General features: G+C 64.4%; 12 protein-coding genes and 1 pseudogene. 6 read left to right on the top strand and 7 right to left on the bottom strand.

The window, feature by feature from the left end; genetic code table 11:
* The first annotated feature begins 12 nt into the window (after positions 1–12).
* Positions 13–771, top strand: coding sequence for an SDR family oxidoreductase (locus KUF59_RS16970; protein WP_212403034.1), 759 nt, complete (start codon positions 13–15; stop codon positions 769–771).
* A gap of 154 nt (positions 772–925) precedes the next feature.
* Here KUF59_RS16970 and KUF59_RS16965 read toward each other — a convergent pair whose 3' ends face one another.
* On the bottom strand, positions 926–2,143 hold the full coding sequence (locus tag KUF59_RS16965) for an MFS transporter (protein WP_212458331.1): 1,218 nt from the start codon (positions 2,141–2,143) through the stop codon (positions 926–928).
* Between the two features lie 167 nt (positions 2,144–2,310).
* On the opposite strand from KUF59_RS16965, the gene KUF59_RS16960 reads away from it, so the two are divergent.
* Positions 2,311–3,561: a NupC/NupG family nucleoside CNT transporter gene (locus KUF59_RS16960; protein WP_212458330.1), complete on the top strand. Its 1,251-nt coding sequence runs from the start codon at positions 2,311–2,313 to the stop codon at positions 3,559–3,561.
* Between the two features lie 93 nt (positions 3,562–3,654).
* On the opposite strand, the gene KUF59_RS16955 is transcribed toward KUF59_RS16960, so the two are convergent.
* Positions 3,655–4,233 (bottom strand): cupin domain-containing protein, encoded by a 579-nt coding sequence (locus tag KUF59_RS16955; RefSeq protein WP_212458329.1) that lies wholly within the window; start codon positions 4,231–4,233, stop codon positions 3,655–3,657.
* Between the two features lie 172 nt (positions 4,234–4,405).
* Positions 4,406–4,693, bottom strand: coding sequence for an usg protein (locus tag KUF59_RS16950; protein ID WP_212458328.1), 288 nt, complete (start codon positions 4,691–4,693; stop codon positions 4,406–4,408).
* A 390-nt stretch (positions 4,694–5,083) separates the two neighbouring features.
* Between KUF59_RS16950 and KUF59_RS16945 the strand changes: the two genes are divergently transcribed.
* From KUF59_RS16945 to KUF59_RS16935, 3 genes and pseudogenes are all read left to right on the top strand, one after another.
* Entirely contained in the window at positions 5,084–5,398 is a 315-nt protein-coding gene (locus KUF59_RS16945) for a co-chaperone GroES (RefSeq protein ID WP_008139213.1), read from the top strand.
* Positions 5,399–5,497: 99 nt separating this feature from the next.
* A complete protein-coding gene (gene groL, locus KUF59_RS16940) occupies positions 5,498–7,138 on the top strand; it encodes a chaperonin GroEL (protein ID WP_212458327.1) in 1,641 nt (546 codons plus the stop codon).
* A gap of 152 nt (positions 7,139–7,290) precedes the next feature.
* Positions 7,291–7,578, top strand: a pseudogene (locus tag KUF59_RS16935) (GIY-YIG nuclease family protein).
* Between the two features lie 72 nt (positions 7,579–7,650).
* Here the strand turns inward: KUF59_RS16935 and lepB are convergent.
* The 4 genes from lepB to KUF59_RS44060 all read right to left on the bottom strand — a co-directional run bounded on the left by lepB (position 7,651) and on the right by KUF59_RS44060 (position 10,462).
* Entirely contained in the window at positions 7,651–8,397 is a 747-nt protein-coding gene (gene lepB / locus KUF59_RS16930; protein ID WP_212458325.1) for a signal peptidase I, read from the bottom strand.
* Between the two features lie 113 nt (positions 8,398–8,510).
* Positions 8,511–8,852 (bottom strand): helix-turn-helix transcriptional regulator, encoded by a 342-nt coding sequence (locus tag KUF59_RS16925; RefSeq protein WP_212458324.1) that lies wholly within the window; start codon positions 8,850–8,852, stop codon positions 8,511–8,513.
* Positions 8,807–9,358: a cupin domain-containing protein gene (locus KUF59_RS16920; RefSeq protein ID WP_212458323.1), complete on the bottom strand. Its 552-nt coding sequence runs from the start codon at positions 9,356–9,358 to the stop codon at positions 8,807–8,809. The genes KUF59_RS16925 and KUF59_RS16920 overlap by 46 nt, the downstream gene beginning before the upstream one ends.
* Before the next feature lie 141 nt (positions 9,359–9,499).
* Positions 9,500–10,462 carry a helix-turn-helix transcriptional regulator gene (locus tag KUF59_RS44060; protein WP_309500988.1) on the bottom strand — a complete coding sequence of 321 codons (963 nt, stop codon included), beginning with the start codon at positions 10,460–10,462 and terminating at the stop codon, positions 9,500–9,502.
* A gap of 222 nt (positions 10,463–10,684) precedes the next feature.
* Here KUF59_RS44060 and KUF59_RS16910 point away from each other — a divergent pair, with 222 nt between their 5' ends.
* Positions 10,685–14,080, top strand: a complete 3,396-nt coding sequence (locus KUF59_RS16910) for an autotransporter domain-containing protein (RefSeq protein WP_212458322.1) — start codon at positions 10,685–10,687, stop codon at positions 14,078–14,080.
* The last annotated feature ends 5 nt before the right edge of the window (positions 14,081–14,085 follow it).

The following is a 14,085-nucleotide window of genomic DNA, read 5'->3' as shown; positions in this document are numbered from 1 at the left end:
AGGCAGGAAACGATGAGCGAAGCAAAGAAGATCGCAGTGGTGACGGGCGCCGGCACGGGCGTCGGGCGCGCGGCCGCGCTGGCGCTGATGGATGCCGGCTTCACCGTGGTGCTCACGGGACGACGGCTCGACAAGCTGGAAGAGACCGCAAAGCTCGGCCCGGCCGGAAAGAGCCTCTGCGTGTCCGCCGACATGACCAACGCCGACTCGATCGCCGCGCTGTTTGCCAAGGTGAAGGACAGCTACGGCCGGCTGGACGTGCTGTTCAACAACGCCGGCATGGGCGCGCCGCCGGTGAATTTCGAGGATCTCACGCTCGAGCAGTGGCAGGCGGTGGTGAACACCAACCTCACCGGCCCGTTCCTGTGCACCCAGCACGCCTTCCGCATCATGAAGGACCAGTCGCCGCGCGGCGGCCGCATCATCAACAACGGCTCGATCTCGGCACATGCACCGCGGCCGTTCTCGGCGGCCTACACCTCGACCAAGCACGCCATCACCGGCCTCACCCGCGCGAGCAATCTCGACGGCCGTGCCTATGACATCGCGGTCGGCCAGGTCGACATCGGCAACGCAGCGACGCCGATGACCGACCGCATGGTCGCCGGTCCCGGCGTGATGCAGCCCGACGGCACGATGAAGCACGAGCCGCGCATGGACGCAAAAGCCGTCGGCGATGCCGTGGCCTACATGGCCGGCCTGCCGCTGGACGCCAACGTGCTGTTCATGACGGTCATGGCGACGAAGATGCCGTTCGTTGGACGGGGCTAAGGCTCTCTCCTCTCCCTCTCCCCGCTTGCGGGGAGAGGCCCACACTGCCTCCATAATCGTCATTGCGAGCGCAGCGAAGCAATCCAGACTGTCTCCGCGGAAAGATTCTGGATTGCTTCGCTGCGCTCGCAATGACGGGGAGAGAGCGCTGCCCCTACTCCAGCCGCTCCACCTTGCGCAGGCTCGGGAACAGCTTCATCCACAACAACGCCACCGCGATGGTGCCGACGCCGCCGAGAACCGCGGCCGGCATCGCGCCGAACAGCGCGGCCGTCAGCCCGCTCTCGAACTGGCCGAGCTGGTTGGAGGCGTTGATGAAGAGGAAGTTCACGGCACCGACGCGGCCGCGCATCTCGTCAGGGGTGGCAAGCTGCACCAGCGAGAAGCGGATCACGACGCTGATCGTATCGGCAGCACCGAGGATCGCGAGCGAGGCCACGGACAGCCACATCCAGTGCGACAGCGCGAAGGCCACCGTCGCGATGCCGAACACGATCACCGACTGAAACATCCGCATGCCGACGCGCCGATTGATCGCGTGCCGCGCCAGCACCATGGTCATGACGAGCGCGCCGACCGCGGGCGCTGCGCGCAGCACGCCGAGCCCCATCGGTCCGGTCTGCAGGATATCGCGGGCATAGATCGGCAGCAGCGCCGTGACGCCGCCGAGCAGCACCGCGAACAGGTCGAGCGAGATGGTGCCGAGGATCGCCGGATTGGAGCGGATGAAGCGAACGCCGGCATAGATGTCGTCGTCATCAGCCTTGGGGATCGCCTGCGGCCGCGGCCGGATCACGCCGGTAAAGATCATGCCGAGGATCCAGAACAGCACCATGATGCCATAGGCGATGTGCGGCGCGATCGCGTAGGCAAAGCCGCCGAGCGCCGGCCCCGTAATGGTTGCGATCTGCGCCGCGCCACTGGAGACCGCGGTTGCGCGCTGCAGCGACCCCTCCGGCGCGATCAGGGGCAACAGCGCCGCGGTGGTCGGGCTTTCGAACGCACCGGCAATGCCGAGCACGAAGGTCGCGACAAAGATCTGCACCTCGCCGACCGCGCCGTAATAGGTGCTGACCGCGAGGTAGAGCGCGGTGGCCGCTTCCGCCAATTGGCAGAGCTGGACCACGCGCTTGCGCTCGTAGCGGTCTGCGGCGTGGCCGGCGACGAACACCAGGAGCGCTGTGGGCAGGAACTGCACGAGGCCGACCATGCCGAGCGCAAAAGCGCTGCCGGTGAGGTCGTAGATCTGCCAGCCGATCGCGACCGCCGCGATCTGGCTGGAAAAGCGCGACAGGCTGCGCGAGAGCAGGAAGAACAGGAACGCCCGGTGCTTGAGGAGTGCGCCAGCGCTGACCGGCGGTTTCGCGGACATCGACTGCTCTTGGCTGTTGCTTGGGGGCCTGGTGCGGCCCGAAAGGGGATGAATCCACCGCGTGGCTGAGCCGGGCCCGCTTGTCAACAAGGGGGCGAGCCGCCAGCCGCGCGGCATTGCCTTTGCAATGCGCTAACTGCCATAATCACCAGGGGATTGGGGACATCATGCTGCGATTGCAATCGGCACTCGGCATTTTCGCATTGCTGCTGATCGCCTGGGCGCTCGCGGAGAACCGCCGTGCGGTCTCGCTGCGGCAGGCGGCGATCGGGCTTGTTTCGACGTTCGCTACGGCCGTCATCCTGCTCAAGCTGCCCGTCGTCGCGCATGCTTTTGGCGCGATCAACGACGCGGTTGGCGCGATCTCGTCAGCCTCGCGCGCAGGAAGCGCCTTCGTGTTCGGCTATGTCGGCGGCGGCGCCCTGCCCTTCGAGCTGAAGGTGCCCGGCGCGGATTTCATCCTCGCCTTCCAGGCGCTGCCGATCGTGCTGGTCATGAGCGTGCTGACGACGCTGCTGTTCTACTGGCGCGTGCTGCCGCCGATCGTGCGCGGCATGGCCTGGCTGCTCGAGCGCACGCTCGGCGTCGGCGGCGCGGTGGGCTTGTCGACCGCCGCCAACATCTTCCTCGGCATGGTCGAAGCGCCGCTGTTCGTGCGGCCCTACCTTGCGCAGATGACGCGCAGCGAATTGTTCCTGGTGATGACCGGCGGCATGGCCGGGATCGCCGGCACCGTGCTGGTGCTCTATGCGACGTTCCTGGCACCGCTGATACCCGACGCGGCCGCGCATTTCGTCATCGCCTCCGTGCTAGGCGCGCCGGCCGCGATCCTCGTCAGCCTGATCATGGTGCCCGAAACCAGCGACAAGCTGACCGGGGGGACGCTGGGCGACCCCGAGATGCATGCCTCGAGCACGATGGACGCCATCGTGAAGGGCACTTCCGCAGGGCTCGAACTGCTGCTCAACATCGTCGCCATGCTGCTGGTGCTGGTCGCGCTGGTCTATCTCGTCAATGCCGTGCTCGCCCTCTTGCCCAATGTCGGCGGTGCCGCGATCTCGTTGCAAAGGCTCCTCGGTCTGGTGATGGCACCGGTGTGCTGGCTGATGGGCCTGCCCTGGGACCAGGCCATCACCGCCGGCAGCCTGATGGGCACCAAGACCGTGCTCAATGAGCTGATTGCCTATGTCGATCTGTCAAAACTCCCGCCCGACGCGCTCGATGCCCGCTCGCGGCTGATCATGCTCTATGCGATGTGCGGGTTCGCCAATTTTGCCAGCCTCGGCATCATGATCGGCGGCCTGGGCGTGATGGCGCCGGAGCGGCGCGACGAGATCAACGCGCTCGGGCTGAAGTCGATCGTATCGGGCACGCTGACGACGTGTCTGATGGGGGCGATCGTGGGGGTGTTGACGTAATTCCCGTTCGTCATTCCGGGGCGGTGCGCAGCACCGAACCCGGAATCTCGAGGTTCCGGGTTCGCGCTGCGCGCGCCCCGGAACGACGGATCACTACGCCTTCAACTCCACCGTCTTGAACTCCGCCGGCAAGATGACCTCCAGCAGTTCGACGTCGTCGGAATAGTCCAAAATCATGTGCTTGATCTTCGGCGGCTGGGTCCAGGCGCTGCCTTGCTTCATCAGCGTCTCGCCCTGCCCGTCCATGTAGGTCTTCACCCAGCCCTTGAGCACATAGACCATCTGGAATTCGACGTCGTGATAGTGAAGCTTTGAGACCTCGTCCGGGTTGCAGGGACCCTGCAGCCGGATGACGTGCGCTTGCGCGAGGCCGTGGGTCGCATCTGATATGCCGAGGTCGCGATATTGCGCGTAGGCGCGCAGACCGTCCGCCTTGAAATCCTCTTCGCGATGATGGCTGACGGCGATGCGCTGCTTCGGACGCGCAGGTTTTTTGACGGAGGATTTGGCGGCTGTCGTGCGTGCCTTCGACTTCACGGCCTTGCGGGCTGACGGCGTCTTGCGTGCCGATGGCCGGGCGGCGGCCTTGCTGCCGCTCCACTTCTTCTTTACTGCGGATTGAGCTGCGCTGCGCGATGTCGGCTTTTTGGTCTTGTTGGTCTTCCTGGCCATGGCTCGTGCCTCCCGTTCTTGTTCTGGAGGGAGGCTAACACAAATTTCTGGAATCGTAGGGTGGGTTAGCCGAAGGCGTAACCCACCACTTCCGTCGCTGCGCGAGAAGCGGTGGGTTACGCCAGCGGACTGCGCTTCGCGCAGCCGCGAGGCTAACCCACCCTACACTTCCTCAATGCAGCCTGAACACACCGTCGACCGCGCGCAGCTCGGCGGGCTTGATCAGCTTGGAATGCGCCACCGTCACCGAGAACAGCGGACCGTCGAGCTTCTGCTGCCAGAAGGCGAGGAAATCGGTCAGCGCCGGGAATTTCGGGAAGAGATCGTAGTTCTGCCAGACATAAGTCTGGAGCAGCGCGGGGTGATCCGGCATCCGATACAGGATCTGCGCCGTCGTCAGCCCGTAACCCAGCATCTGTTTCCGGAAATCGTCGGAAACGCCCCCAACCCGCAGTCCCATGCCAACCTCCTTTGCAGGAGCGCATTCAGGGGGTGGCTTGATCCGGTACGCTGCTTACGAGCCACCCGGTGGAGATGCGCTCACATAAGAGAAATGTGACGCAAACTGACAATTCATCTCAAGCCCAAAAGTTTAACAAGCTGTTGAAATTCAATGCGTTAGCAGCAGAACCCGCTCCGTGCTAATACGGTCCCGGCGGCTCATTCCCGCCCATTAACGATGGTAAACATTTCTGGCAGGCGGCCCTTCAGAGTGCTGATTTTTCTGCTAGAAGCCCTTGCTCCCGCAAAAATCCTGTCCTATTTCAGTCTCGCCCGCGCTAGCACTCGCGGGCATCGATTGCTAACACCCCAAAAATCTCCATCTCGTGCAAATGGTTAGGAGGACTGCATGAAATTCCGTCCGCTTCACGACCGCGTCGTGGTCAAGCGCATCGACGCAGAAGAGAAGACCGCTGGCGGCATCATCATTCCCGACACTGCCAAGGAAAAGCCCTCCCAGGGCGAAGTCGTCGCCGTCGGCCCCGGTGGCCGCGACGAAGCCGGCAAGCTGATCCCGATCGATCTGAAGGTCGGTGACCGCGTGCTGTTCGGCAAGTGGTCCGGCACCGAAGTCAAGATCGACAACGTCGACCTCTTGATCATGAAGGAAAGCGACATCATGGGCGTGCTCGACGTCCCCGCTTCCAAGAAGAAAGCCGCCTAATCCAACGCTCGCACCGCTCACCCCTGAGGAGCGCCTGCCGGGCGCCTCGCCAAAGGTGAGCAAGGGTGAGACAGAACCAAGTACTCAGGGAAACCCATAATGTCAGCCAAAGAAGTCAAATTCGGCGTCGACGCGCGCGACCGCATGCTGCGCGGTGTCGAGATCCTCGCCAACGCCGTGAAGGTCACGCTCGGTCCGAAGGGCCGCAACGTCGTCCTCGACAAGTCGTTCGGCGCTCCCCGCATCACCAAGGACGGCGTCACCGTCGCCAAGGAGATCGAGCTCGACGACAAGTTCGAGAACATGGGCGCGCAGATGGTGCGCGAAGTCGCCTCCAAGTCCGCTGACGCGGCCGGCGACGGCACCACCACCGCGACCGTGCTCGCCGCCGCGATCGTTCGCGAAGGCGCCAAGGCGGTTGCCGCCGGCATGAACCCGATGGACCTCAAGCGCGGTATCGACCTCGCCGTCGACGCCGTCGTTGCGGACCTCGAGAAGAACACCAAGAAAGTCACCTCGAACGACGAGATCGCCCAGGTCGGCACCATCTCGGCCAACGGCGACGCGGAGATCGGCAAGTTCCTCGCCGACGCCATGAAGAAGGTCGGCAACGAGGGTGTCATCACCGTCGAGGAAGCCAAGTCGCTGGAGACCGAGCTCGACGTCGTCGAGGGCATGCAGTTCGATCGCGGCTACATCTCGCCCTACTTCGTCACCAACGCCGACAAGATGCGCGTCGAGATGGACGACGCCTACATCCTCATCAACGAGAAGAAGCTCTCCTCGCTGAACGAGCTGCTCCCGCTGCTCGAGGCCGTGGTGCAGACCGGCAAGCCGCTGGTGATCATCGCCGAGGACGTTGAGGGCGAAGCCCTCGCGACCCTGGTCGTGAACCGTCTCCGCGGCGGCCTCAAGGTCGCGGCCGTCAAGGCTCCGGGCTTCGGCGATCGCCGCAAGGCCATGCTGCAGGACATCGCGATCCTGACCGGCGGTCAGTGCATCTCGGAAGACCTCGGCATCAAGCTCGAGAACGTCACGCTCAACATGCTCGGTCGCGCCAAGAAGGTGATGATCGACAAGGAGAACACCACGATCGTCAACGGCGCCGGCAAGAAGGCCGACATCGAGGCGCGCGTGGCCCAGATCAAGGCGCAGATCGAGGAGACCACCTCGGACTACGACCGTGAGAAGCTCCAGGAGCGTCTCGCCAAGCTCGCTGGCGGCGTCGCGGTGATCCGCGTCGGCGGCGCGACCGAGGTCGAGGTGAAGGAGCGCAAGGATCGCGTTGATGACGCGATGCATGCGACCCGCGCGGCTGTCGAGGAAGGCATTCTGCCGGGCGGCGGCGTCGCCCTGCTCCGCGCCTCCGAGAAGCTGAAGAGCGTCCGTACCGCCAACGACGACCAGAAGACCGGCGTCGAGATCGTGCGCAAGGCGCTCTCCGCGCCGGCCCGCCAGATCGCGATCAACGCGGGTGAAGACGGTTCGGTCATCGTCGGCAAGATCCTCGAGAAGGATCAGTACGCCTACGGCTTCGACTCCCAGAGCGGCGACTACGTGAACCTCGTCTCCAAGGGCATCATCGACCCGACCAAGGTCGTGCGCACCGCGATCCAGAACGCCTCCTCCGTGGCGGCGCTGCTGATCACCACCGAAGCCATGGTCGCCGAGCTGCCGAAGAAGGCCGCTGCCGGTCCCGCCATGCCTCCGGGCGGCGGCATGGGCGGCATGGACTTCTAAGGTCCGACCGCTTCACGCGAACCACGAAATGCAGAACCCCGGCAGCGATGCCGGGGTTTTTGTTTTGTCACCCTGCAATCAGAGGTAATATCCACTCGTCATTCCGGGGCGGCGCGTAGCGCCGAGCCCGGAATCCATTCCTCCGCGGACTCATGGCGTATTACGTCTATCTTCTCGCGAGCAAGAAATACGGGACGCTGTATCTCGGCGTTACGAACGACATTGTCCGTCGCATTCATGAGCACAAGACCAAAGCCGCCGCTGGCTTCAGTAAGAGATACTCTGTCGACAGATTGGTCTGGTTCGAGATCTACGACGACCCCGTGACCGCCATCGAGCGCGAGAAGGAATTGAAGAAATGGCGCAGGGATTAGAAGATTCGGCTCATCGAAGAAGAAAATCCGCAGTGGATTGATTTGTATCCGCAAATCGTGAGCTGAGCGTTGGGCGGGATGGATTCCGGGCTCGCGACTTCGTCGCGCCCCGGAATGACGAGGGAAGATGGTCTTACCCTATTTCACCTTCATCCAGATCCGCTCGGGCCGGATGTCGTCAGTGCCGATGGAGAGGTAGATCCGCGTCACCTTTCCGACGATGTTCTCCATCGGCACGTAGCCCACGGTCGTTAGCACGCGGCTGTCGGTCGAGTTGTCCCTGTTGTCGCCGAGCACGAAGACATGGCCCGGCGGCACGGTGTAGACATTCGTATTGTCGTAGTAGGCGTTGTCGATGCAATCGAGGATCTCGTAGCTCGCGCCGTTTGGCAGCGTCTCCCACCAGCGCTTCGCCTTGGTGCCCGGCTCGATTCCGCAGGCATAGTCCTCCACGCCGTCCTTCAGGCGCTGCCGCGTCACGGGCTTGTCGTTGATGAAGAGCTGGCCCTGCTTGATCTGGATGCGATCGTTCGGCAGGCCCACCACGCGCTTGACGTAGTCGACCTTGGTGTCGCTCGGCAGGCGGAAAACGATCACGTCGCCGCGCAGGGGCTCCGATCCGAAGACGCGCCCTGAAAACGCCGGCAGCCATCCCGGAAACGAGTAGCGGCTGTAGCCATAGGCATACTTTGCGGCGAACACATCGTCGCCGATCAAGAGCGTCGGCACCATCGAGCTCGAGGGGATACTAAAGGGCTGGTACAGAAAGAAGCGAACCAGGAACGGCGGCGACCACAGCACGGGGATCAGCAGGATCAGGATGACGACCGCCTTCCATTCCCTGGACCGCGGCGAAGGTTTTACGGCGTCCTGAAGAGCGGTCATGCACCTGCCCTGCCCAAGCTTGTCTCGTCGTCGGCGTCGAGATTACCGCGCGGCGCCGCGCACGCAATCCCCGCCGGCCTCGCCATCTTGGTCGCGGGTCGCTCGACCTGCGTTCAATGCGCGTTGCCGCGGCATTCGTTGGGGGCCGCGCCGAACCGGCGGCGAAAGCTCCGGTTGAAGTAGGAGATGTCGTTGAAACCGCAGGCGAGCGCGATCTCGCCGATCCTGAGGCTGTCATTGCTGCGATTGACCAGCATGCGGCGGGCCTTGCCAAGCCGCAGCTCGAGCACCCGCTCGGTGAAGCTTTGGCCCGTCTGGTGCAATATCTTCTGGATGTAGCTCGGCGACAGGCCTGTCGCGATCGCAACACGTTGCACCGAGAACGCCGGGTCGCAAAATCCCTTGCCGATCACGCGGACGATCTCGGCATGCCGGGCGGCGCGCAAGCCACGCATGCTTGCAAGCTCCGCGACGTCGCGTTGCGCCCCAAGCGCGAGCGCGGCGAGATCCAGAATCGTGGTTTCGACGTGATCGATGAGACGCTGATGCTGCCCGGCTCGTTCATCATGCAGAGATAGCGCCGCAGCTGCCGCATCGCCGGCAAGCTGCCGTCGAGCGGCGCCGACAACAGCGATTCGGGATCGGGGACCAGCGCCTGCAGCGCGCGTCGCGGCATCGCCACGCTGAGGGCGTCGGTTGCGCCTGCGGAGCGATAGGCCTCGGTCAAACTATAGAGGTGCGGCTGCCCGCTCGCCCGGGTCAACTCCCCCCGCTGGGAGAACCAACTCGCCGAAGCGCCAAGGTTGAAGCCCAGGGCGAGCATGTCAGGCGTTGTCGAGGAAATATGCTGCGGCATGACCGAGGTTGAGCGAGACGCGCCGCATACCCGACCGAACCTCACCTCGTTCAATTCGTTGAACGTCCATTCCATGGCAAAGGGTTCGTCGGACAGCCGCTTCATGTCACAGCGGACGACCCACTCGCAAAAGCTTTCGTGCCAAAATCTGAAGCGCGCCTGATCATCGAGCTGCGCGGGAAGCTCCGCCGTCGAAATCGTCAGTTTCCGCATCGTTGCAGCTCTCGCGGGGCGTCGGCCATTGGCTCATCCACCGCGGCATTCGTTCGGCGTGGCTCCAAAGCGGCGTCGGAAGCAGCGGTTGAAGTAGGAGATATCGCTGAAACCGCAGGCGAGCGCAATCTCGCTCACCTTGAGGGCGTCATTGCGCGGATCCGCGAGCATGTCGCGTGCCTTTTTCAACCTGAGCTCCAGCACGCGCTCGGTAAAACTATGGCCGCCTTCCGAGAGCAGCTTCTGGATGTAGCTCGGCGATAGCCCAGTGGTCACGGCGACGCGCTGCACGGAAAAGCCCGGATCGGCAAAGCCCCGCGCGATCAGACCTCCGATCTCGGCGTAACGCGCAGCGCGCAATCCGCGCATCCGCGCCATGTCGGCCGCATCGCCCGAAGCGCCAAGCGACAGCACGATGAGATCCTCGACCGTATCGAGCATGTGATCGGCAAGCGCCTGGTCGGCGGTGGCCAGATCGGGTTCGTCGAGCAGGGACAGATAGCGGCGCAGATGCCGCAGCGCCGGCAGGTCGCCATCCAGCGGCCGGCCGAGAAGCGCCTCGGCCCTGGAGCCGAACGCGCCGAGCATGCGCTTTGGAAACGCCATCACGACATAGTCGCTGGCGCCGACATATTGGTACGCCTCGTCCGCGCGGTAGAAGAGAGGCTGGGTGTCCGGCACGGTATGCTCCCGGCCGAGTTGGGAGAACCGGTGCGCGGTTTGCGCCAGATTGAATCCGATGCTGAGCTTCTCGTCGCCGGCCGCGGGAATCTGGTGAGCCTCGCGCTGGCCCGCATGCGGCGTGCCGCGAAACCGGCACATGCCAAAATCCCTGATGCGGGTAAAGCTCCACCGCCCGACGAAGGGGTCGCTGGTCAGGCGCTTGATATCCTCGATCCGCCCGCAATAGGTCTCCTGCCAAAGCCGAAAGCGCGCTTCGTCATACAGATGAGCCGAGGGCTGACCCGTCGAGATCGTGAATTTCTGTATCGCCAAGCCCCGCGCCCCAACCTCTCTCAGTCCCTAACATTGGTCCATCCAAGGTCAAGAGGGTTCAATCACGGCGTGTGCGCCCGGCGTGGCAAAAAGGCGACAAGCCTGCCAAATCGGCACCAGGCGCGTCCAGTCCAAATCCAGTCCAGCCCAGAACAAGACAGTTTTGGCGGCCCCATGCAGATTGGCCAAATGATTTGATTCATTGGCAATTCTGGGTGAGACGTGAAATTCCTGTCTGCGTATCGATCCTCGCGCAAGAGCGCGCTGCTGGCATCCTCGGCACTTCTGACCGCCCCTCTCCTCGGCATGCCGCAGGCGATGGCGGCGTGCATCGCCAATGGCACCACCACGGTCACCATCGACTGTGCGGCCAGCACGACCACGACCAACACCACCAATACGACCAGCACCAACACTTCGACCAGCGATCGCATCCAGTCGTTCGATGCCAACCTCGTCGGCACGATTCACTCCGGAATCAGCATCGGCGGCGCGGGGATCGAGCTGGAGGCGACGGGCGCGACGCCGCACACCATCGACATTACCAACAACGGCCAGGCCAGCATCAGCATGGCCGGTGTCACCGGCGGCGCAGTGCAAGCCGACGGCAATGGCGGCGCGATCACCTATGGCGGTTCGGGGTTAGTGGACGGCGGCGGCAGCAATGCCGGCGTCTACATGACGAATGTCGGCGGCAACATCACCTTCAATGGCACCGGCGCGATCTCGTCCGGCTTCACGTCTGGTATCGCGACCCAAACCACGCTCGGCGGCGTCACGACGCTGAACATCGCCAATGACGTGATGGCCGCCGGCGTCTTCTTCGGCGCCGTCACGGCGTTCGGCGTCAACGGCGCCACCACCGTCAACATGACCGCCGGGAGCGTGACCGGTAACGCCATCGGGATCGAAGCCGCCTCCTCCGGCACCGGCGGCGTGCGCGTCAACATGACCGGCGGCTCGATCGGCTCGGCGGCGGCAACTCCCAACGCCGGGATCTACGCACAGAGCTCAGGGACCGCCGGCGACGTCTTCGTCACCGCCGGAGCGATCTATGCGAAGTACACCGGCGTCTACGCGCAGATCACCAACGCCGCGAGCACCGGCAACGTCCGGGTCGATTCCAACGGCATGATCGCCGTCACTACGGCGCCCGTCTCCTTCGACCAGGGGCCGATTTACGCCAGCACCGCCGGCAGCGGCTCCGTCACCGTGAACGTCAACGCGTCCATCACGGCGCTGGCGACCAACATCATCGGCGTCGACGCAAGAAGCATGGGAAGCGGTGCGCTCACCATCAATGTCGCTGCCGACGTCAACGCCGGCACCGACACCAACAGCAGGGCCGTGACCGCAGGCGGGACCGGCGGCACGACCACCATCAACATGACGGCAGGAACGATCCAGACCGGAGGCGACGGCCTGCGCGCGGCGTCCCTGGGCACGGGCAATGTCGTCGTCAACATGACCGGCGGTCAGATCGGCGGTCCGGGCGGGCCCGGAGGAGTTGGTGCCCCCGTCGGCGGAGTCGGCATCGTGGCGTCGAATCCGACGGGCGCGTCCGGCGCCATCAACGTTACCGCCGGCAAAATCTACGCCGACACGATGGGCGTCATGACCACGATCGGCAACGCCGCGAATAGTTCCAACACCGTCATCACGGCGAATGGCGCGATCCAGGCGGGCTCGGCCGGCATCTATGCCAGCACGGCCGGCACCGGCAACATCACCATCACCAACAACGCCAAGATCGTCGGCGCCCACGGCGTCGACTTCATCGGCGGCTCCAGCAACAGCCTGACCAACTCGGCGACCGGCAACATCTCCACGACCACCGGCTTCAACGGCTACGCCGTGCTCGGCCACACCGGCAACGAGACCATCAGCAATTTCGGAACGATGACGGGTTGGGTCGATCTCGGCGCCGGCACCAACAGCCTCACCAACCAGAGTTCGGGACTCTACAATTCCGGGCAGGTGATCACGATCGGCGCCGGCAACAGCTTTACCAACAAGGGTAGCTATGCCCCCGGCGGCGTCGGAGGGATGATGACGTCGATCGTTCTCGGAAACTTCGTGCAGACGAGCACCGGCAAATATCTCGTCGATGTCATGCCGTCGCTGTCGGACACGACGAATGTGAGCGGCACGGCAAGTCTCGCGGGCACCGTCCAGGCCACCTTCGCGGCGGGCAACTACGTCGCAAAGTCCTACACTATCCTCACGTCGAGCAGCCGCACTGGCACGTTCGCGAGCCTGAGCACCGTCGGCCTGCCCTCCGGCTTCAAGGCCAACCTGTCCTACACCGCAACCGACGCGAAGCTCGACCTCACCGCCGACCTCGGGGGCACCGGTGGCGGTGGCACGGGCGGCGGCGGTGGCGGCGGTGGCGGCGGCGGAGGCGGAGGCAACAGCACCGCCCTCGCCCCCAACCAGTCCTCCGTCGCGACGGCGCTCAACACCTATTTCAATGCCGGGAACGCACTGCCCGCGCAATTCGTCACGCTGTTCGGCCTCAGCGGCGCGGCGCTGACGAACGGTCTCGACCAGATCTCCGGCGAAGTCGCAACCGGTGCCTCGGCGGCAGGTTTCAGAGCAACGGACTCGTTCCTCAATATGATGCTCGACCCGTTCCTGGACACCCAGCTCGGCAACGGACCGTCGCAGCCGCGCGCGATCGGCTATGCAGCAGAACAAGCGCTTCCGCCTGCGGTCGCCGCGGCGAACAATGCCGCGGGCGCGATGCCGGCATCAAGCTACGACACCATCGATCGGCGCTGGGGTACCTGGGCGGCGGCCTATGGCGCGCAGGCCAAGCGCAACGCCGACACGCCCGTCGGCAGCCATGCGCTCGATGCGCGCAATGGCGGCGGCGCGGCCGGCGTCGACTATCGCGTCTCCCAAAACACCGTCATCGGCGCCGCGATCTCAGGCGGCTTCACCAATTGGGGCGTGGACACGCTCGGCTCCGGTCGCGGCGAGAATTTCCAGGCCGGCCTCTATTCCTCGACCAGGCTCGGCAACTCCTATCTCTCGGCGGCCTTCGCCTATGGCTGGCACGATCTCAGCACCAGTCGCACCGTGATGCTGCCGGGTGCGTTTGACCGGCTCGACGCCAGCTTCAAGGCGCAAAACTATGGCGGACGCATCGAGGCCGGCTATCGCATCGCGTTGATGAGCTTCCGCATCACGCCCTATGCCGCCGGACAGGCCCAAAGCTTCCGCACGCCTGCCTATACCGAGACCGGCCTCGCCGGCGCCGGCGGCTTTGCGCTCGCCTACGCCGCGCAAACCTCGACGCAAGTTCGCAGCGAGCTCGGATCACGCTTCGACAATCGCTTCATAATCGACAGCGGGACGGAGCTGATCGTGCGCGGACGTGCAGCCTGGCTGCACGATTTCTCCGACCGCATCACGGCCACTTCGTCCTTCCAGGTATTGCCGGGAACGGAGCTCACCGTGATCGGCGCGCCCGCGGTTCGCGACGCGGCACTGCTGTCGCTCGGCAGCGAGTTGCGCTTTGCTCGCGGCTTCTCGCTCGCCTCAAAGGTGGACGCCGAGCTGTTCGGCCGCGGCAACGCCTATTCCGGAACGGCAACGCTGCGCTACGGCTGGTAGATGAA

It is taken from the genome of Bradyrhizobium arachidis (genome assembly GCF_024758505.1).
Taxonomy (GTDB): domain Bacteria; phylum Pseudomonadota; class Alphaproteobacteria; order Rhizobiales; family Xanthobacteraceae; genus Bradyrhizobium; species Bradyrhizobium manausense_C.
This window is presented reverse-complemented; position numbering and strand designations above follow the sequence as displayed.